General features: G+C 64.9%; 19 protein-coding genes. 3 read left to right on the top strand and 16 right to left on the bottom strand.

Annotated features, from left to right (window positions below; all coding sequences use genetic code 11):
* Positions 1–19: 19 nt before the first annotated feature.
* The 5 genes from FYJ91_RS17495 to FYJ91_RS17475 form a co-directional block, all read right to left on the bottom strand.
* Complete coding sequence (locus tag FYJ91_RS17495) at positions 20–910, bottom strand: polyprenyl synthetase family protein (protein WP_149523604.1); 891 nt, start codon at positions 908–910, stop codon at positions 20–22.
* Between the two features lie 5 nt (positions 911–915).
* Complete coding sequence (locus FYJ91_RS17490; RefSeq protein ID WP_149523603.1) at positions 916–1,155, bottom strand: exodeoxyribonuclease VII small subunit; 240 nt, start codon at positions 1,153–1,155, stop codon at positions 916–918.
* A 140-nt stretch (positions 1,156–1,295) separates the two neighbouring features.
* A complete protein-coding gene (locus tag FYJ91_RS17485; protein WP_149523602.1) occupies positions 1,296–1,979 on the bottom strand; it encodes a DUF1013 domain-containing protein in 684 nt (227 codons plus the stop codon).
* A gap of 230 nt (positions 1,980–2,209) precedes the next feature.
* Positions 2,210–3,235 (bottom strand): glycosyltransferase family 4 protein, encoded by a 1,026-nt coding sequence (locus FYJ91_RS17480; protein ID WP_149523601.1) that lies wholly within the window; start codon positions 3,233–3,235, stop codon positions 2,210–2,212.
* A complete protein-coding gene (locus FYJ91_RS17475; RefSeq protein WP_149523600.1) occupies positions 3,232–4,098 on the bottom strand; it encodes a UDP-2,3-diacylglucosamine diphosphatase in 867 nt (288 codons plus the stop codon). The genes FYJ91_RS17480 and FYJ91_RS17475 overlap by 4 nt, the downstream gene beginning before the upstream one ends.
* 188 nt (positions 4,099–4,286) lie before the next feature.
* Between FYJ91_RS17475 and FYJ91_RS17470 the strand changes: the two genes are divergently transcribed.
* On the top strand, positions 4,287–4,865 hold the full coding sequence (locus tag FYJ91_RS17470; RefSeq protein ID WP_149523599.1) for a glutathione S-transferase family protein: 579 nt from the start codon (positions 4,287–4,289) through the stop codon (positions 4,863–4,865).
* A 16-nt stretch (positions 4,866–4,881) separates the two neighbouring features.
* On the opposite strand, the gene FYJ91_RS17465 is transcribed toward FYJ91_RS17470, so the two are convergent.
* Positions 4,882–5,883 carry an NAD(P)H-quinone oxidoreductase gene (locus FYJ91_RS17465; RefSeq protein WP_149523598.1) on the bottom strand — a complete coding sequence of 334 codons (1,002 nt, stop codon included), beginning with the start codon at positions 5,881–5,883 and terminating at the stop codon, positions 4,882–4,884.
* A 72-nt stretch (positions 5,884–5,955) separates the two neighbouring features.
* On the opposite strand from FYJ91_RS17465, the gene FYJ91_RS17460 reads away from it, so the two are divergent.
* Entirely contained in the window at positions 5,956–6,153 is a 198-nt protein-coding gene (locus tag FYJ91_RS17460) for a DUF1192 domain-containing protein (RefSeq protein WP_149523597.1), read from the top strand.
* A gap of 177 nt (positions 6,154–6,330) precedes the next feature.
* Positions 6,331–8,640: an ATP-dependent Clp protease ATP-binding subunit ClpA gene (gene clpA / locus FYJ91_RS17455; RefSeq protein ID WP_149523596.1), complete on the top strand. Its 2,310-nt coding sequence runs from the start codon at positions 6,331–6,333 to the stop codon at positions 8,638–8,640.
* Between the two features lie 190 nt (positions 8,641–8,830).
* Here the strand turns inward: clpA and FYJ91_RS17450 are convergent, their stop codons facing one another.
* The 10 genes from FYJ91_RS17450 to FYJ91_RS17405 form a co-directional block, all read right to left on the bottom strand.
* Positions 8,831–9,352 (bottom strand): VOC family protein, encoded by a 522-nt coding sequence (locus FYJ91_RS17450; RefSeq protein WP_149523595.1) that lies wholly within the window; start codon positions 9,350–9,352, stop codon positions 8,831–8,833.
* Positions 9,353–9,400: 48 nt separating this feature from the next.
* Entirely contained in the window at positions 9,401–10,711 is a 1,311-nt protein-coding gene (locus tag FYJ91_RS17445; protein ID WP_281290627.1) for a PepSY-associated TM helix domain-containing protein, read from the bottom strand.
* Positions 10,708–11,280 (bottom strand): hypothetical protein, encoded by a 573-nt coding sequence (locus FYJ91_RS17440; protein WP_149523594.1) that lies wholly within the window; start codon positions 11,278–11,280, stop codon positions 10,708–10,710. Before FYJ91_RS17440 ends, FYJ91_RS17445 begins: the two co-directional genes overlap by 4 nt.
* Complete coding sequence (locus tag FYJ91_RS17435; RefSeq protein WP_149523593.1) at positions 11,280–13,358, bottom strand: TonB-dependent siderophore receptor; 2,079 nt, start codon at positions 13,356–13,358, stop codon at positions 11,280–11,282. Before FYJ91_RS17435 ends, FYJ91_RS17440 begins: the two co-directional genes overlap by 1 nt.
* Positions 13,359–13,483: 125 nt before the next feature.
* The gene (locus FYJ91_RS17430; protein WP_149523592.1) at positions 13,484–13,990 is read right to left on the bottom strand and encodes a hypothetical protein; all 507 of its coding nucleotides are present in this window, start codon (positions 13,988–13,990) and stop codon (positions 13,484–13,486) included.
* A 16-nt stretch (positions 13,991–14,006) separates the two neighbouring features.
* On the bottom strand, positions 14,007–14,492 hold the full coding sequence (locus tag FYJ91_RS17425; protein ID WP_149523591.1) for a RidA family protein: 486 nt from the start codon (positions 14,490–14,492) through the stop codon (positions 14,007–14,009).
* 126 nt (positions 14,493–14,618) lie between these two features.
* A complete protein-coding gene (locus FYJ91_RS17420) occupies positions 14,619–16,106 on the bottom strand; it encodes a Ppx/GppA family phosphatase (RefSeq protein ID WP_149523590.1) in 1,488 nt (495 codons plus the stop codon).
* A 130-nt stretch (positions 16,107–16,236) separates the two neighbouring features.
* Positions 16,237–18,405, bottom strand: a complete 2,169-nt coding sequence (locus FYJ91_RS17415; protein WP_149523589.1) for an RNA degradosome polyphosphate kinase — start codon at positions 18,403–18,405, stop codon at positions 16,237–16,239.
* A gap of 95 nt (positions 18,406–18,500) precedes the next feature.
* Entirely contained in the window at positions 18,501–19,109 is a 609-nt protein-coding gene (locus FYJ91_RS17410) for an HdaA/DnaA family protein (RefSeq protein WP_149523588.1), read from the bottom strand.
* On the bottom strand, positions 19,106–20,365 hold the full coding sequence (locus tag FYJ91_RS17405; protein WP_181008565.1) for a heavy-metal-associated domain-containing protein: 1,260 nt from the start codon (positions 20,363–20,365) through the stop codon (positions 19,106–19,108). The genes FYJ91_RS17410 and FYJ91_RS17405 overlap by 4 nt, the downstream gene beginning before the upstream one ends.
* Positions 20,366–20,391: the final 26 nt, after the last annotated feature.

The following is a 20,391-nucleotide window of genomic DNA, read 5'->3' as shown; positions in this document are numbered from 1 at the left end:
GACCCTGTCTCCCCCCGGATTAATGGCTGCGGCTGATCGAATAGACCGCGATCGCGCGTAGCAGATCGGCTTCGGCCCCGTAACTGTTGAGACGCGCGAGCGCCTGATCGACGAGCATGGTCGCCTGGGCTCGCGCGCGATCGGCGCCCAGCAGCGACAGCAGCGTCGCCTTGCCTGCATCGGCATCCTTGCCCACGGCCTTGCCGACCGTGTCCGCATCCCCCTCCGCATCGAGCAGATCGTCCGCGATCTGGAAGGCCAGACCCACGTCCTGCGCGAAGGAGCGCAGCTTGAGCCGCCCCTCGGGTGCCAGCCGGCCAAGGATTGCGCCGGCCTCGACCGAGAAGGCGATCAGCGCGCCGGTCTTGAGATGCTGGAGCCGTGTGACACTCTTTTCGTCCTGCTCGCTGCCGGGTGCGGCGATATCGAGCGCCTGGCCGCCGACCATGCCCGACGCCCCCGCCGCGCGGGCAAGGCCCGCGACGAGTTCGGAACGGACGAACGGATCGCTGTGGGTCGCCTCATCGGCGAGAATTTCGAACGCCAGCGCCTGGAAAGCGTCGCCCGCCAGGATCGCGGTCGCCTCATCGAACGCCTTGTGAACGGTCGGTTTGCCACGGCGCAGATCATCGTCGTCCATCGCGGGCAGATCGTCGTGGATCAGGCTGTAGCAGTGGATCGCCTCGATCGCGGTGCCGACGCGCAAGGCGCAGTCGCGATCGACCGCGAACAGGTCCGCCGCCGCGCAGACGAGCAGCGGGCGCAGCCGCTTGCCGCCGCCGATCGCGGCATGGCGCATCGCTTCATAAAGGCGCCTGCGCCCGTCGTCGGGCACGGCCAGCAGCGCATCGAAGTGCGCGTCTATCTCTCGCGCCACGGACGCCATTGCGATGTTCAGGATGTTCGACATGCGTGTCAGCCCGCGTCGAAGGGCGTTGTCCCCACCGGCTTGCCGTCGCCGCCCAGGCTGATCTTCTCGATCCGTGCCTGGGCCGCGCGCAGCCGCTCCTCGCACTGGCGGCGCAGCGCGTCGCCCTCGGCATAGAGATCGATCGACTCGTTGAGCGGCACCTCGCCCGTTTCCAACCGGCGGACGATCGCCTCCAGCCGCTTGAGGGCGTCTTCGAAGGAGAGTTCGGGCATAGCTTCGGTCATGCGCGGCTATTGGGCCTGTGAGGAAAGAGGGTCAAGCTACTCACCCACCCGTCGTTGCGAGAAGCCGAAAGCGACGAAGCAATCCACCCCGGGGTTGGAATGGATTGCTTCGCTATGCTCGCAATGACGAGTTGAGGAGGTTACTTCTTGAACGGATCCTTGAAGCCCGGCTCACCGAACAGAGCGGCGGCTTCGTCGGTCAGCGTCGTCTCGGCGACGTTCGCCGCCGCATCGCGCTCGGCGCGAAGCTGTTCGATCAGCGCTTCGCGGTCGCCATCGAGGCGGGTGTCGACCGGGGCTTCGATGCCAGCGGCCTTGGCGGCCTTGGCGACGAGCGCATCAAGCTCACGCTGCGAGCAGAGACCCAGCGTCACCGGGTCCTTCGGCGTGATGTTCGCGATGTTCCAGTGGGTGCGGTCGCGCAGCGCAGCGATCGTGGTGCGCGTCGTGCCGATCAGCTTGGAAATCTGGCCGTCCGAAACCTCGGGGTGATTGCGCAGGATCCAGGCGATGCCATCGGGCTTGTCCTGGCGCTTCGAAACCGGCGTGTAACGCGGCCCCTTGGTGCGGCGGACCTGATCGGGGCCCTTCTGCATGACGAGGCGATAATTGGCGTCCTTCTGCCCCTTCTCGATCTCGCTCATCAGCAGTTCGCCGGCGCGGACGGGGTCGCGACCGGTCAGCTTCGTCGCGGCGGTATCGTCGGCGATCGCCTGGATCTCCAGGATGTGGAGACCGCAAAAGGCAGCAATCTGCTCGAAACTGAGCGCGGTATTGTCGACCAGCCACGATGCAGTGGCATGGGGCATGAGCGGCTGGGCCATGATGGTCCTCTTCCCGAAAATAAAAGGGCCGCCCCTTCACGGAGCGGCCGAAGCGTGGCGACCGATGTAATCAAGCCCCGCGAGGAGGGCAAGACGTTCTGGCTTCTTAGTCCTCTACCGCCTGCGGGAGAAGGTAAGGTGAGGGTTTTCTTCTTTCTTCTTGGCTATCAAGGAGATGAGGCAGACCCTCAGCCCGGCCCTCTCCCGCAGGCGGGAGAGGGGGAAGAAAATCACGCGGCCATCCGCTCCACCGCGCGGATCGGGTGGAGGGCGCCGAGAAATTGTTCGGCGCTGCGCCGCCAGCCGAAGGTCGCGCCGTAAGTGGCCGCCTTCGCGCGATCCTTGGTGAGTGCCGCCGCGACTGCGACGCCCAGATCGGCATCGATCGCCGAACTGTCGGGATGAAGGACGTCGACCGGACCCGGCACGGGAAATGCGGCCACCGGGGTTCCGCAGGCCAGCGCCTCGATCATCACCAGCCCGAACGTATCGGTGCGGCTGGGGAAAACGAACACATCCGCCCCCGCATAAGCCGAAGCGAGCGCCGCGCCAGACAGCGAACCGAGGAACACCGCATCAGGAAACTTCTTCTCGAGGCCGCTCCGCGCCGGGCCATCGCCGACGACGACTTTCGTGCCGGGCGTGTCGAGCGACAGATAGGCTTCGAGATTCTTCTCGATCGCGACGCGGCCGACATAGAGCTGAATCGGCCCGGCGAGGTCGGCGAAGGCCGGATGCGGCGCAATGTCGGCGCCGAACAGGCTCAGGTCGACTCCCCTGCCCCAGCGTGTGCTGTGTGGCAGGCCACGGCTGCGCAATTCCTGCGCGATCGACGGGGTCGACACCATGATCGCCGAAGATGGCGCGTGGAACCAGCGGATATAGGCCCAGAACCAGTCGGCCGGCATGTGCGTGCGCTTGGCCAGATAGTCCGGAAACTGGGTGTGATAGGCGGTGGTGAAGGGGATGCCGCGGCTCAGGCAATAGCGCCGCGCGGCCAGCCCGATCGGCCCTTCGGTGGCGATATGGATCGCGTCGGGATCGATCGCGTCGAGCCGGCGGCCTACCGCGACATGGTTGGTCATCGCCAGCCGAATTTCGGCGTAGCCCGGGCATGGGATCGACCGGAACTGATCAGGGGCGATGACGTGCACCTCCTGCCCCATGTCCCGCAGTTCGCGCGATACCGACTGGAGCGTGCGCACAACGCCATTGACCTGCGGACTCCAGGCGTCGGTGCAGATCGCGATCCTCACGCGGCGACCGCGCGCAGCGGCACCACTGCCGCTTCGGCTTCCGCAAGCTTGCGGGCTTCCATCTCGTCGGCCCAGTGGAGGATTTCCATCCGACCGTCGAAATGTTCGACCAAAGCGGTGCAGCCTTCGACCCAGTCACCGTCATTATAATAGAGGACGTCACCGAACGGGCGGATCTCGGCGGTGTGGATGTGGCCGCACACGACCCCGTCGACCCCGCGCGATTGCGCCTCGTGCGCAACCGCCTCTTCGTAGCGCGAGATGAACTCGACCGCGTTCCTGACCTTCTGCTTTGCGTGCTTGGACAGCGACCAATAAGGCAAGCCCATCTTCTGGCGCACCCAGTTGAGCCCGACATTGAGGCTCATCAGCGTTTCGTAGGCATAGTCGCCCAGGAAGGCGAGCCAGCGGTGGCACATCACCACCGTGTCGAACTCGTCGCCATGCGTCACCATCAGGCGGCGGCCGTCGGCAGTGGTGTGGATCGCCTGACGACGGATCTCGATGCCGCCGAAGGTCATTCCGGTGAACTGGCGGAACATCTCGTCATGATTGCCGGGGATGAAGACGACGCGGGTGCCGCGCTTGGCCCGCTTCATCACGCGCCACACAATGTCGTTGTGCGCGGCGGGCCAGTACCAGCTGCGGCGCAGGCGCCAGCCGTCGATGATGTCGCCGACCAGGTACATCGTGTCGCTGTCGGTCGAATCGAGGAAGTCGATCAGCATCTCGGCATTGCAGCCGCGCGTGCCGAGGTGAATATCCGACACCCATATGGTGCGGTAGCGGCGACGCTGGCCCTCGCGCTCCGGAACGGAGGGTTCGACGGGCATGTCGGCGGTGATACGGGTAAGCGCGTTCATCGTCGGCGTCTCCTGCCATCCAGTTGACGCCCCGAGCCTATCGCTGATCCATGTTACAGAGCGGGCAAGTCTTGGTTGCCGCTTTGTGACAGTCCACAATTAGCTGCACTTTTCAGAAGCTATCCACAGTTGATTTGCCGCGATTTTCTGTGGCCGCTAGGTCATCGATCCGAAACAGGGGGATGGCGATGCGCATCTACGGCGATTCGATTTCGGGCAACTGCCTCAAGGTGAAGTGGACCGCCGACCTGCTCGGCCGCGACTATCAGTGGATCGAAACGAGCGTGCTCGCCGCAGAGACGCGCACACCCGACTATCTGGCGATGAACCCTGCGGGCCAGGTACCGATCGTCGTCTTCGCCGATGGTCGCCCGCTTGCCCAGTCGAACGCGATCATCCTGCATCTGGCCGAAGGGTCGGCGCTGATCCCCGCCGATGCCTATGATCGCGCCAAGATGTTCGAATGGCTGTTCTGGGAGCAGTACAGCCACGAGCCCTATGTCGCGGTCGCGCGGTTTCAGGTCCATTATCTCGGCAAGCCCGCGTCCGCGCTGGAACCGAAAATCGTCGAACGCGGCAAGGGCGCGCTCAAGCTGCTCGACGACGAACTGGCGAAGCGCGACTGGCTGGTTGGTGACGCCCTCACCCTCGCCGACATCGCGCTGGTAGCCTATACCCGCGTCGCCGAGGAAGGCGGCTTCACGCTGGCCGATTATCCTGCAGTGGTGCGGTGGATCGCGCGGGTGGAAAAGGCGCTCGGCCTGTAGTCCCCAAGCGGAGGGATCATTGGCCGACCGTCAACACCACCTTCCCCACATGATCCTCATCCATCCGCCGGTGTGCGTCGGCAGCCTGGGCGAGCGGCAGCGTTGCGTCGATGACCGGGCGGATCTCGCCTGCTTCGAACAGCGGCCAGACATGCTTGGCGATCTCGTCCGCCACCGCCGCCTTGAAGGCATTGTCACGCGGGCGAAGTGTTGAGCCGGTGAGGACGAGGCGTTTGCCCATGATCTTCCAGATCGGGATTTCGGCCTTCGATCCGCCCATGATCGCGATCGAGACGTGGCGCCCCTCGTCGGCGAGGCAATCGAGGTTGCGGGGCAGATAGTCGCCGCCGATCATGTCGAGCACCGCGGTCACGCCGCGCTTGCCCGTGATCCGCTTCACCTCCTCGACATAATCCTGCGTGCGATAGTTGATCGCGTGGGCCGCGCCGAGTTCGATCGCCTTCGCGCATTTTGCGTCCGAACCGGCGGTCACGATCACCTCGACGTCGAACGCCTTGCCCAGCGCGATCGCCATCGTGCCGATGCCGCTGGTGCCGCCGTGGACGAGCAGGCTGTCGCCATCGGCGATGTAGGCGCGTTCGAACACGTTGCTCCACACGGTGAACAATGTCTCGGGGATCGCGGCCGCCTCGACCATCGACAGCCCCTCGGGCACCGGCAGGCACAAGGCCGCTTGCGCCACGGCATATTCGGCATAGCCACCACCCGATAGCAGCGCGCAGACCGGCTGGCCGAGCATCTCGGGCATCACGTCCGGCCCGACGCGCACCACCGTGCCCGCGACCTCCAGACCGGGGATCGAGGGCGCGCCCGGCGGCGGCGGATAGGCGCCCTTCCGCTGCATCACGTCAGGCCGATTCACCCCCGCCGCCGCGACTCGGATCAGCAGCTGACCGGGGCCGGGCACAGGCACATCGCGCTCGACGGGGACGAGAACTTCGGGCCCGCCCGGCTCGGCGGGGTCGATAGCCAACATCTTCGCAGGAATCTGGGCCATATTGGCCTTTCGAATGAGACGAACCGATGCGGGTTTATTGACAAGGGTGCCGCCCCGGTCAACGCTGTGTACATGGAGCCCGACGAGAGCCTCGCCCGCAGCAACGCCGATCCGGCCGCCGGCCTCGCGCGCCAGGATCTCAACCCCTTTTCGGTCGAGGAACTTCACGCCCGCATCGCCTTGCTCGAAGCGGAGATCGTGCGCTGCCGTGCAAAGATCGACGCCTCGGTTAACCATCGCGCAACCGCAGACGCACTATTCAAACGATGAGTGTGGGCCAGCCGGGGAGCGGAAGACGCGCCGATCTCCGCCTTCTGGGCCACGCACAGATCCGCTTCCTGGGCGGACAGACTTCGATCAGGGGGCAAGCCTTGATCGCGGGGCACCGGACCCCAAGATATACGTTGTCGGCAGGGGGAACCCTCTGCCGAGAGGAGTATCGATAATATGCCTTCATTCGCCCGCGAACTCGAACAGACCCTCCACAACGCGCTGTCAGCCGCGTCGAGCCGTCGTCACGAATATGCGACCCTCGAGCATCTGCTGCTGGCGCTGATCGCCGACGAGCATGCGTCGAAGGTGATGGTGGCGTGTGGGGTGGACCTGACCGAGCTCCGTAACGCGGTCACGCAATATCTCGACACCGAACTCGACGCGCTCAAGGTCGACAGCGAGAGCGATCCGAACCCGACCAGCGGTTTCCAGCGCGTCGTTCAGCGCGCGATTCTGCACGTCCAGTCGTCGGGTCGCGAGGAAGTGACCGGCGCCAACGTGCTCGTCGCCCTGTTCAGCGAGCGCGAGAGCTACGCCGTCTATTTCCTGCAGCAGCAGGACATGAGCCGCCTCGATGCGGTGAGCTATATCAGCCACGGTGTCGGCAAGGCCGGCCAGCCCACGGAGCAGCGCGAAGTGAAGGGGGCAGAGGAAGAGAAGGCTCAGGCCAAGGCCGACGGCAAGAAGGGCGAGAGTGCGCTCAAGCAGTTCTGCGTCGACCTGAACGAGAAGGCCAAGGCCGGTAAGGTCGATCCGCTGATCGGCCGCGGGCCCGAGGTCGATCGCACGATCCAGATCCTGTGCCGCCGTTCGAAGAACAACCCGCTTTATGTGGGCGATCCCGGCGTCGGCAAAACCGCGATCGCCGAGGGCCTGGCCCGCAAGATCGTCGAGGGCGACGTACCCGAGGTGCTGCTGCCCGCGGTCATCTATTCGCTCGACATGGGCGCGCTGCTCGCCGGCACCCGCTATCGCGGTGACTTCGAGGAGCGGCTGAAGCAGGTCGTCACCGAACTCGAGAAGCTGCCTCACGCGGTGCTGTTCATCGACGAGATCCACACCGTCATCGGCGCCGGCGCCACCAGCGGCGGCGCAATGGATGCGTCCAACCTTCTCAAGCCCGCGCTGTCGGGCGGGTCGATCCGCTGCATCGGCAGCACGACCTACAAGGAGTTCCGCAACCACTTCGAAAAGGATCGCGCGCTGCTGCGTCGCTTCCAGAAGATCGACGTCAACGAGCCGACGGTCGAGGATGCGATCAAGATCCTGACCGGGCTGCGGTCGGCTTTCGAGGAGCATCATCACGTCAAGTACACCCCCGACGCCATCAAGGCGGCGGTGGAGCTGTCTTCGCGCTACATCAACGACCGCAAGCTGCCCGACAAGGCGATCGACGTGATCGACGAAGTCGGCGCGATGCAGATGCTGGTGGTGCCCACTAAGCGCAAGAAGGTCATCACGCCCAAGGAGATCGAGCAGGTCATCGCGACGATGGCGCGCATCCCTCCGAAGTCGGTGTCGACCGACGACAAGAAGTCGCTCGCCAGCCTCGAAACCGATCTCAAAAGGGTCGTGTTTGGGCAGGACAAGGCGATCGAGGTGCTGTCCTCGGCGATCAAGCTGTCCCGCGCGGGCCTTCGCGATCCCGACAAGCCGATCGGCAACTACCTGTTCTCCGGCCCTACGGGCGTCGGCAAGACCGAGGTGGCACGCCAGCTGGCGAACATCATGGGCATCCCGCTCCAGCGGTTCGACATGTCCGAATATATGGAGCGTCACTCGGTCAGCCGGCTGATCGGCGCACCTCCGGGTTATGTCGGATACGACCAGGGCGGTCTCCTGACCGACGCGATCGACCAGCAGCCGCATTGCGTCCTGCTGCTCGACGAAATCGAGAAGGCGCATCCCGACCTGTTCAACATCCTGCTGCAGGTGATGGACAACGGGAAGCTGACCGATCACCACGGCAAGACGGTCGATTTCCGCAACGTCATCCTGATCATGACGACCAATGCCGGCGCCGCCGACATGGCGCGGGAAAGCATCGGCTTCGGCGCGATGACCCGCGAGGACGTTCAGGAAGACGCGATCAAGAAGATGTTCACGCCGGAATTCCGCAACCGGCTCGATGCGGTGGTGCCGTTCAGCTACCTGCCGACCGAGGTCGTGAACCGCGTCGTCGAAAAGTTCATCCTGCAGCTCGAACTGCAGCTGGCCGATCGCGACGTCCACATCTCGCTCGACGAGGAAGCGAAGAACTGGCTGACCGCCAAGGGCTATGACAAGCTCTACGGCGCACGCCCGATGGGGCGCCTGATCCAGGAGAAGGTCAAGCAGCCGCTCGCCGAGGAGCTGCTGTTCGGCAAGCTCGTCCACGGCGGCGAGGTCAAGGTGAAGCTGAAGGACGACGCGCTCGCCTTCGAAATCACCCCGGCTGCGCCCAAGCGCCCGAAGAAGAAGCCAACGCCGAAGGTGAAGGCGTAACTTCGTAACCCACTAACAAAGAGGCCCGCTTCCGACTGGAGGCGGGCCTTTTTGTATTCCAATCCTCCCCCGCCAGGGGGAGGTGGCGCCGAAGGCGACGGAGGGGGAGGATACGACCCAAAACGAGTTGGCCTCTGTCCTCCCCCTCCGTCAGTTACGCTGACACCTCCCCCTGGCGGGGGAGGAATAGCTAGGCCGTCATCTCGACCACCGGATTGCTCCCGTCCCACATTTTCGCCGCTGCGATCCCGGCGTCGGCCATTTCGCGCATCCCCGGCCCCATGATGAACTCGGCGAGCAGCCCCGGCTCATTGTCCGACGCGAGATAGGCGACGCGGGTGGCGGGGTTGGAGGCCTCGAACACGACGCGCAGGCCGTTGCCGCTCGCCTTCGCCACCGCCGCGTCGAGATCGTCGACGATATGCGCGGTGTGGTGAATGCCGAGCAGGCGCCTGCCGTCCGCGTCGCGATAGGGCGACGGCGTGTCGTTGGTCGCCTCGATCAACTCGATCTGGACATTGCCCTGATAGGATAGTCCGACGTCGATCGTGACGGTGCCCGCCTGCCCCCTATAGACGCCATCGAGCGGCACGTTGCGGAACACCGTCCACGGCCCCACGCCGAAACGGTCGATCCAGAATTGGATCGCCGCATCGAGATTTTCGACCAGATATCCGATCTGATCGATCTGCCCAAAGCCGTGCTGCGACATCGCAAACTCCCGCCATGATTTTGGTCTTCATAGCGGGAGCCGATCGGGTCAGTCCGCGGCAAGTGCCTCTTTCCGAGCGGGCAGAGCCACGCGGCGATGCGCGCGCAGGATCGATCCCAACACGACGGCCACGAAGCAGATCCAGAAGATCGCGATGAACGGGGCGTCGTTGCCGATCACCATGCGCGCCGCGAAGGTCGCGACCAGCGCGACGGGCGCGCCCCACACCACGCCATCCCATGCGGCGCGCAGGCGCGGTTCGTCCATGCCCCGGCGGCGGCGCTTGCCCAGCCAGATATAGGTGCCCGTCGCGCTGATCGCCGACAGGCCCAGCCCGAACGCCAGATAGGCGATCTTGACCGGCGTGCCGCCGAAGGTGCCGAAGTGGAGCTTGTAGGTCGACGATGCCGCCTGCTGCCCCAACGCGCCTTGATCCATGCCCGCTGCACCTTCGAAGCGCCCCTGCGCATCGTAATTATAATATTCGCCGAAGATCAGTCGGCGGCGCGGTTCGCCCATCAGCTGGACATGCTGCCCCACCGTTTTCGGATCGTGGATGATGACGAAGGTGGCCGGGATATCGGGATGGCGGCGCGCCAGATCGTCGAACGCCGCGACCACGTTGGCGATCGGCGCCGACTTCTTGTCGGGCTTGGCTTCCTTGCCGAAGATCGGTTCGTACACCTTCTCGGTCTTGCCGCCATAGCTGGCGGTCGCGATCGCATAGACCGTGACGGTCCCCAACGCGATGACGGTGCCGGTCAGCGCGACCGCGATCGTGAAGGGCAAGGTCCACACGCTCAGCCGGTTATGCCAGTCGGCCAGGCCGATCCCGCCCGTGTCGCGGGCGCGCAGGCGGAAGGCGTCGCGGAAGATGCGCGGCAGCGCCACCACGCCCGACAGCGACAGCGCAAGCATCATCACGCCCAGGATGCCGACGATCGTCATGCCGATCAGGCCGGGAATGTTAAGCGTGTAGTGGAGCGCGAAGAGGAAGTCGGACCACTTCTTCTCCTCCGCCATCGCGATCGATCCGTCCGAATTGATATGCTGGCTCTGCGTATCGGTCGAAACCGTGGCGCGCGGCATATCGACGGTGGGCAGACGGACGAACAGGTGGGTCGTGTTCGGCTTGCCCTTCTCGCTCGCCAGCACGGCTTCGATCCCGCGTTGCACGGCCTCAGGGCTGATGCGGGCCATTTCCGGGGCGCCGGGCTGCTCGATCCGCTGGAGATCGGTGTAAAAAGCGAGGACCGCGCCCGTCACCGAGACGAGATAGAGCATCGCCCCCGCGAGCAGGCCGATCGCGGCGTGGACCGAAAGCGCGCGTTTGACGGTGCCGGGTTCGACCGCTTTCACAGGGCACCTCCCTGGATCGCAGCGGGAAGCGCACTCGCCAGTCCGATCCCGACCAACAGCATCTGGCGACGACGCCCCGCCATCATCATGAAGAAAGCGAGGAAGGTCCAGGCGAGCGGCATCACGAACAGGCCGATCACGTTGGCGTCGGCCTCCCCTGCCCCCGCGAGCGCCGCGATCCAGCGCGCGCCGACCGCGAAGCCGGCCGCCGCGAACATGCCGAGGCCGATGACGATCAGGAAGGTCAGGATACGCCGCCCGAGGCCCAGCGGTTCGCCGGCTTCGGGCAGCATCTTCACACGGCGATTGGATGCCTTCGCCTTGCTGGGGGGCGAGGTCGAGGCCGCATGGGCCATAATCGCGATCGCCGTGACCATGCCGATGAGCGTCTCGACCGAAACGCCCCACATGCCCGCCGACGCCCAACCGAGAGCGATCGCCAGCGCCCACAGGCCCCAGGCAATCGCGTTGAACATCCGCGACCGCTTCGGCAGCGACCAGGCGTAGCGCAGCAGCGCCACACCCGCGATCGCCGCCGCCGCGCCCACGTAAAGAAGCGCATCAGCCATCAGAAGCGATAGCCGACGGTCGCATAGACATTGCGCGCGGCACCGACGAAGCAGTCGCCACGCGCCAGGCAGGCCGAATAATAGTCCTTGCCGAACAGGTTGGTCGCGTTGACCGAGAAGCGCCAGTTCTGCCAGCGAACCTCGGCATAGGCATCGGCCACCGTATAGCTCGGCGTCACGATCCCCGCCGGGAAAGCCGCGCCGTAAGACACGTTCTTGCTGGTGTAGCGAACGCCGGCGCCCAGCGTGAGCAAAGCGTCTTCCGACAGATCGAAGCCCTTCGTCGCCCAGGCCGAGGCGTTATATTTGGGCACATTATCCAGCTGCACGCCGGTGCCTTTGATCTGCGCCTTGTTGTAGCTGTAATTCGCGAGCAGCGTGATCTTGCCCGGCAGCGCGGTGCTGCCTTCGATCTCGAAGCCCTTGGTCGTCAGTTCGCCGGCCTGCATCTGATCGAAAGGATCGGCGGTCGAAGGATCGTCGATCGGGCGGCCGCTTTCCTTGATGTGGAAACCGGTGATCGTCAGCAGGGTCGCCTTGCCGGGATGCAGCTTCACGCCCGCCTCATATTGGCGGCCGCGCTTGGGCACGAAGAGGTTGCCGTTGCTGGCGATGCCCGCGAGCGGCTCGAAGCTTTCGGTATAGCTGACGAAGGGCGAGAGCCACGGCGTGATGTCGCCGATCAGGCCCGCGCGGAAGGTGGTCGCCTTGTCCTTCTGCCACGCGCCGCCAAAGGAGCGTTGCTTCGTCCAGTCCTGCCGCGCGCCAAGGACGATCGAGACGCGATCGTAGAAGCGGATCTGATCCTGGATGTAGACGCCGAGCTGGGTCTGCTCGCCATCCTCGTTGGCCGAAGTTGGCTGCGGGAGGCCTCCGCCATAGTTCGACAGGGCGGCATAGTTGATGTTGTAGATATCGATCACTTCATAGCTGAAGCCACCCGTCTTGCGGACGTGGTTCCAGCTATAATCGACACCCGTCAGCAGGACGTGCTTCACATTCTCGCCGGTATCGAAATCGAAGCGCAGATTGTTGTCGGTGGAGAAGATGTTCATCCGGGCGCGGGTGGCGTCCGAATAGAGGCCGATCGTGCGCTGCGCCGCATCCAGATAGGGATTGGTCGGGTTCGAATAGCTGTCAGGATAATGCGTGAAATATTCGAGGTCGCTGTCGATGTAGCGGGCCTTGAGGCTCAGCTTCACGCTGTCGCTGAACTCGTGGTTGATGATGCCGGTGCCCTGCAGCAGGCGGCCGTCATAGCGGTCCCAGCCCGGCTTGCCGATGAACAGGCTGTTCTTCAGCTGGCCGTTCGGGTTGGGCAGGATCGTACCGACCAGCGGCAGGAACTGCGCGGTCGATCCGCCATCATCCTCCTGATAGAGACCCAACAGCGTGATCTTGGTCTTTTCACTCGGCTCGAAGCTGATCGAGGGCGAAATCATCACGCGGTCATCGGGCACATGATCGGTCTGGCTGTCGGCGTCGCGCACGCGTGCGACGATGCGGCCCGATATTCCGTTGGTGATCTCGCCCGTGAAGTCGGCCAGCGCCTCCTTGCGGTCGAACGATCCGTAGCGGACCTGGAATTCCCCGCGCATCTCCTTTTCGGGTAACTTGGAAGCGAGGTTGAAGATACCGCCGATCGCCCCCTGCCCGAACAGGACCGAGGCCGGGCCGCGCACCAGTTCGACTTGGTCGAAATTATACGGATCGGCGCGGATGCTGGCATAATAGCTGAAGATGTCGCGCATTCCGTCGCGGAACTGGAGCGCGCTCACGCCGCGAACGGTGATGCCGTCGGTGCGGCTATCGGGACCGTACGGATTGGCGGTCACACCGGCAACGTAACGAAGTGTGTCGTTGATCGACACCGCCCCCTGCGCCTCGAACAGCGTATCGTCTACGATCGTGACCGGCTGCGGCGTCTGGAGAATCGGGGTGTCGGTCTTCGTCGCCGAACCGCTGGTCTGGCGCAGCGCGGTAACCAGAATGTCCGAGTCCACTGCCGCTTCGTCGGCCCAGGCCGGTACTGCGATCATAGCCGTGCAGCACAGCATCGACAGTCGAAGAGCGTTCATGTGCGATCCCCTTTTTATGAAGGGTACCGCCTTTAATGCGAGTCATTTGCATTATCAACATGAAACAATGTTTCGGATATGTTGCGAATTTTCAAACGATTGCCGCTAACGAATGCGCGCTGAAATCAGTATTTCGTGCGGCATTTCCGGGCGAGATGCACGCCACGCAGGAAGCCACGGCGGGCATAGCCGGCGTCGATCGCAGCGTTCAGGCGGCGCTGCGCGGGTGCGGCGCCGGTTGCCTCGCGCACCAGCCCGCGAAAGGGGATCAGCGAGTTGACGATTGTCTGCCCACCCGCTTCGGCGATCTTGCCGCCGCGATTTTCCTTGGCGGCCGGCCCCGCGACGAAATCAGCGCCGAGCGCGCCGTTCAGACCGGTGATCGCCTTGGCGATCGTCGTGCAGTTCATGCCCGAGATCGCATACGGATTGTCGCGCGCCGACTGCAAAACGGGCGGGATCTTGGTCTTGACCGCGCCGATGTCACGCCCGGGCTGGGAAGCGATCCGGCCTGCCTTCTTGCTGGCATCCTGAAAGCCGTTCTGCTGCGACGGGCTCGATGTATTTTGCGCAACGGCGGCGCCACTCATGACGATCAACACTGCACCGAACACACCGAACCCGATCTTCATTCCTTGAATTCCCTCGCTATTTGGCGGCGACGGCCTCGATCTCGACCAGCGTCTGCGGGCGACCGAGGGCTGCGACCTGGACCGTGCTACGCGCAGGAACGTTTGGTTGTTCCGCCGTACCGAAAAACTGCTTGTAGCTTTCGGTCATCCCGTCGCGGTCCATCTTGCCGCCCTTGGCCGGATCGCCGACCAGGAAGACGGTAAGCTTGACGATATCACCCATGCCAAGGCCGAGTTCGGCGAGTTGCGCCTTGAGCTTGGTAAGGATGCTGAGCGTCTGCGCCTTGGTGTCGCCAAAAGCGTCGGGCGTGTCGGTGACCTTGGGGTCGATCGGCGATCCGGTCGATCCCGACAGGAAGTAGAGCTTCGTCCCCGCCGGCACCGTGACCGAACCAGCGATCATCGCGTTCGGCGCAGCCTTGCGGGTGACGCCTTCGGCCTGGGCAGCCGACGTGGCGGCCGCCGCGATCAGAAGGCCGGCGACGAGTTTCTTGACGGACATGACGAACAATCTCCCTGGACAAAGGTGCGCGTCCTCCCACGCGGCCTCTCCGGGCCGTCGGGCGCATAAGGCCCGTCCGTTTCCTGCTGGTCAACTTCCTTCCGCGCCACGAAGGAAGATAAAGCGTCAGGCCAGCACGGCTTCGCAGTTCATCACCTGCGCCAGAGTGCGGTGGCGCCGCTCGACAGCTTCACCGTAGAGCGCGCTGTCCGCCCGATCGAGGCGGAGGACCACGGCACCGCCATCGACCGCGATCCGGCTCGCGAGCAGCGCGTCGGCGACACCGCCGCTCAACCGCTGGGCAAGCCGTATCGCCAGGCCCCAGCGCTGCGCGGTCTGGAGGTCCGCAGGCGTACACAATTGCGCCACCACGTCGACCGGCGCCTCGCCACCGAAGCTGACCCACAGGGCATGCGCGATCATCGCCCGGCCGCGCGCGTCGATGCCGACCCAATTGCCGTGCAGTCCGATGTCGAGCCCACGTTCGGCCCGGAATTCCGGATGCGCGCGCCAGCTGACATCGGCGAGCAGGCAGACGGCGTGGCGATAGCGGATGAGATCGCCGCTCTCGTCCTCGAACAACGGCGCGATCCAGCGATCGAGCAGGTCGCCATGTTCGGCGAAGCGCCCCTGCCGCGCGCCTTCCTCACGCGCTGCGGCGATCAGCGGATCCTGCCCGCGCACCTTTTCGGGCAACGACTGATACAGCAGCCCTTCGCGCAGGCCGTAAGCTGAAACGATCAGTTCGCTCGATCCCAGCCGCCGCGCGACGTGCGACAGCAAAGCCGCGCTCGGCAGCAGCGACGGCATACGTGAGCCCGAAAGACCCGGCACTTCGCGCAACCGCTTGCGATCGAGGTGCGAGAGGACGCGAACGAGATGCTGCGCATTCTCGCGCGCCATCCGATAATGGTGGACGATCGGCAGCGGATAGCCGGTGAGGTGCATGTCGACCCGCGCAAGCGAGCGCCACGATCCGCCGACCATATAGAAGGGCAGCCCCTCCCCCTTCCCCTGCCAGCCCGACTCGCCCAGCGCCTTGTCGACCTTCTTGCCAATCGTCTGGAGCGTGTTCGCGCCGATGCGCAGCACGCCGAGCGGGAAGGAGACGGTGTCGCGAATCTCGCCATCAGTAATGCGGACGAGTTCGAGGCTGCCGCCACCAAGATCGCCGACTATGCCGTCCGCGCCGGGAATCGCCGCGATCACGCCGAGCCCGGCCATCCGCGCCTCATCCTCGCCCGACAACAGCTCGACCGTCAGGCCAAGTCCGCCGACCATGCCGAGGAACAGATTGCCGTTGCTGGCATCGCGCACCGCCGCGGTGGCGACGGTACGGGGATTGGGCACGCCCATCTGTTCGGCCAGGCGGCGGAAGCGCGCGAGCGACGCCAGCGCACGTTCCATCGCCTCCGCATCGAGCGCGCCGTCACGCGACACGCCCTTGCCGAGACCGGCCATCACCTTTTCGTTGAACAGAATCGCCGGGATTCGCGCCGGCCCCTCGTAAATGACAAGTCGGATCGAGTTCGATCCGATGTCGATAATCCCCGACCGACCTTCTTCCGCCTTAGGAATTCGGTCGATGCTGCGGAGGGTCGATCCCGATGGCATTGGTGCGCCTTAACTCAAATCGCTGCCGGATCAAACGCGCGAAACGGCCGTCTGGTGCGAAAGATGCCGATGCCTGCCCCCGGCGCGATGAAGCGAAGCACACCCACTCCACGCTTTGCCCGGGAGAGCCTCAGCTCCCCCGTCGCAGCGACAGCTTGGGCACCGCGCCGCCGCTCTGCGCCGCGCCGCGGCCCGAGAGCGATGGGTTGGTCATGAAATAGCGATGGAGGTTGAACGGGCGGCGCGCCGGCTTGACGCGCTCGTAGGTGCCGTCGGGCTGGAGCACCCAGCTCTGCTCGTCATCGTTCAGATTGGCGACCATCACCTGATCGAGCACCTGCGCGTGAACCGTCGGGTTCTCGATCGGCAGCAGATATTCGACGCGCCGATCGAAGTTGCGCGGCATCCAGTCGGCCGAAGAAATGAACACCTTCGCGTTCGGATTGGGCAAGGCGGCGCCGTTGCCGAAGCACATGATGCGGCTATGTTCGAGGAAGCGGCCGACCACCGACTTCACCCGGATATTCTCCGACAGCCCTGCAACGCCCGGACGCAGGCAGCATATGCCACGCACGACCAGGTCGATCTGCACGCCCGCCGCGCTCGCGCGGTAGAGCTTCTCGATGATCGCGGGATCGACCAGCGAGTTCATCTTCGCCCAGATCGCCGCCTCCCGGCCTTCGCGCGCATGATCGATCTCGTTGTCGATCAGTTCGCACAGCCGATCACGCATGCCGTGGGGCGAGATGGTGAGCATCTCCAGCGCCTGCGGTTCGACATAGCCGGTGATGTAGTTGAACACCTGCGCCGCATCGCGGCCCGCACGCGGATCGGCGGTGAAGAAACTGAGATCGGTATAGATGCGCGCGGTGATCGGGTGATAATTGCCCGTCCCGAAATGGCAATAGGTGCGGTAGGCGCCGCCTTCGCGCCGCACGACCATCGAAACCTTGGCGTGGGTCTTCCAGTCGATGAAGCCATAGACGACCTGCACGCCGGCATTTTCGAGCTGCGATGCCCAGAGCAGGTTCTGCTCTTCATCGAAGCGCGCCTTGAGTTCGACGACCGCCGTCACCGATTTGCCCGCCTCGGCCGCGTCGACCAGCGCGCGGATCACCGCCGACTGCTTGCCCGCGCGATAGAGCGTCTGCTTGATCGCGACGACGTCGGGATCCTGCGCGGCCTGGCGCAGAAAGGCGATGACGATGTCGAACGACTCGTACGGATGGTGGACGACGATGTCCTTCGATCGGATCGCCGCGAAACAATCGCCACCATGTTCGCGCACCCGCTCCGGAAAGCGCGCGCTGTAAGGTGTGAACTTCAGGTCCGATCGATCTTCGTCGACCAGCTGGGCAAGGTCGCCGATGCCCAGGAACTGGCCCGACTCGATCATGAAGCTGTCGACGGTGCCGATCTGCTCTCGCCAGATCGGTTCGAGCGAAGGCTGCATATTGGCTTCGAGTTCGAGGCGGATCACTCGCCCGCGTCGCCGGCGCTGGATCGCCGAGCGGAAGGAGCGGACGAGATCCTCGGCCTCTTCCTCCATTTCGATGTCGCTATCGCGGATGATGCGGAAGGCGCCATGGCCCTGGACGCGATAGCCGGGAAACAGCAGATGCGTGAAGCGGCGCACCAGCGTCTCGACCGACACATAACGCGCAGCTTCGCCGGGCACGCGCACGAAGCGCGGCAGCGTCGCCGGCACCATCAACAGTTCGAAGATCTGCTCCCCGTCCGACTGGCGCACCAGATCGAACAGCAGGCTGAAGCCCTTGTTCGGGATGAACGGAAAGGGATGCGCGGGATCGAGCGCCTGCGGCGTCAGGATCGGGAAGATCTGCCCCTTGAAATGCTGTTCGAGCCATTCGGCGATGTCGCCGGTGATCTCATTCTCTTCGAGGACGCACACCCCGGCACGGGCGAGTTCGGGGCGGATCGTGCGCCACATGCGCTGCTGATCGCTCATCAGCTGATCGGCGCGTCCGGAGACGACTTCGAGCTGTTGGCTGACGGTCAGTCCATCGGGAGAGAGCGTATCGACGCCCTCCAGGATCTGCCCCTTGAGGCCCGCGACGCGCACCATGAAGAACTCGTCGAGATTGTCGCCCGAAATCGACAGGAAGCGCAGCCGCTCCAGCAGCGGGTGCGCGCGGTTCGCGGCCTCATCCAGCACGCGCTGGTTGAAGGCGAGCCAGCTCAGCTCCCGGTTGAAATAGCGATCACGCGGGGCAATCGGCGTCAGCGGCGCATGATCGCCGACAAGCTCTTCCTCGATGCGGGGTTCAATCTGGTCCATCCGACAGGTTTTAAGCGAAACATCATGTTTCGTCGATGACGGTGGCGTGATGAACCCTGCAATTCGATCCTCCCCCGCCAGGAGGAGTATCGCGTTTAGTCGAGGTCATTTGTACCCAGCCCCGCCAGCACGTCGCGCGCCACCGGCACGGTGATCCGCTGCCGCCGTTCCAGCGACAGTTCGTCCATCGCCTCGACGGTGCGGTGGATCGCCAGATAGCTGCGCTCGATCCGGGGTGACAGGTAACGCAGCACCTCGGGCGCCGGGAAAAGGCCGCGCGCAATCAGCAGCTTTTCGATCAGCCGCGCGGCCAGTTCGTCGTCGGGCTCCTCGATCGCAACCGTCGGCGTCGCGAGCAACCGCGAGCGAAGGTCGGGCAACCGGATCCCCCAGGCCGCCGGCGTGCTCTCCGCGATCATCAGCAGTGGGACGTGGCTTGCCTGCGCCGCATTCCAGGCGTGGAACAGCGCCTCCTCGTCATGGCGCTCGGCATTGTCGATCAGGGTCGCCGCCGCCTTGGCGGCGAAGATGCGGCCGAGCAGGCTGCGACCCGACTTGCGTGGGCCGATCAGCACGCACGCCATGACCGGCCAGAGCGATCTGTGCTCCAGATGACGGACGGCGAGACGGTTGGCGTCGGTGACGATGAAATCGCGCTCATTCTCTCCGGCCGGCCAGGCGAAGGGCAGCGCGATCTGATTCATCGCGCGGAAGGCGCCGGTGGCGGGGGCGCCGACGCGCGACGGATACGCAGCCCGCCGCCCGCATCCTCGACCTGCCAGCCGCGCGATATCAACTGCTCGCGCAGCGCCGGGAGCGGGCCGGCAAAGTTGACGCGGAAGGTGGAAACACCGCCCAGCGCAAGACTGCTCGTCTGAACCGAGGTGATGCCCGTCACGCCGCGCAGCGCCACCTCGGCCGAACGCAGCATCACCGAATCGGGGGTGTCGACCTGGATCGGCACGACCGTCGACGCCGCCAAAGCAAGCTGCCCCAGCACGTCGTCGATCGGGATCTCCTCGACAGCAGGCGCATCCTCAACCACCAGCGTCGGATCGGCGCGCAATTCGCCGGCCTGCAGCGCGCGGACATAGGCCGCGTCGATCCGCGCGGCGCCCTTGTCGAGCATTGCGGGCAGACCGTCGCCCGTCTCGGTGCGCAGCGTGAAACTGTCGATGATCTTGCCGTCCGGTCCGTGGCGCGCGGTGAACGTGCCGATCACCGGGCCGCCCGGCCATTGCCGCTGCAGCGACACCTCGGGCACGACGATGTCGGCCGCACCATATTGATCGAGCAGCATCCGCCACCAGCTGCGCCCCGGCCGACGCGTCTGTGCGGCGTTCAGCAGGATCGGATCGGCACCGGTGCCCGACACGCGCACATAATCGACCGGGCTGTTGCCCGACCGGAAGCGCGCCCACGCCTTCTGCCACTCATTGCGCAGTTCGAAGCTGATCGGCGCGCCGCCGCTCCATTCGATCGGGATGACGAGCATCGGCGCCGAACGCCGTATCGCCCCCTTCGCGCCTAGCAATTCGCCGGTGCGCGCGCGATCGAACAGGACGCCGAGCGAGGCGATGTAGCGATGCGCGCTGATCTGTTCATGTTCGACGACGATCGCACCCGCGATCGAATCGAGCGTCGAATCGGGCAGGCGCGGTGCGGCGGTTTCGGGTTGCCCGTTGGTGCGCGCCCACAGCATCGCCCAGCCCTGGCGCTGCGCCGCGCGCCAGCCGGCCGATCGCGCCGTCTCCGCATCGCGCGCGGCGATATCGACCACGACCCCCGAAACCTCGTAGCTTCCCGATCCGTCGATCGGGTTCACCCCGCGCTGCGCGCCGCGTTCGAGCTGCGCCCACAGCACCCCGCCGGCACAAAGCGCCACCAGCAGGACGATGATCGGGGTCGGACGGGAAATGCGTTCGGCGATGCTCACGCGCGTCTTTTGGCGACTTGCCATTGGAAATCCAAGCGCGATGTCGTTAG

The sequence above is a fragment of the Sphingomonas montanisoli genome (genome assembly GCF_008274695.1).
GTDB lineage: Bacteria > Pseudomonadota > Alphaproteobacteria > Sphingomonadales > Sphingomonadaceae > Rhizorhabdus > Rhizorhabdus montanisoli.
Note: the sequence above shows the minus strand (reverse complement) of the source record. Positions and strands in the feature narration are given on the sequence as shown.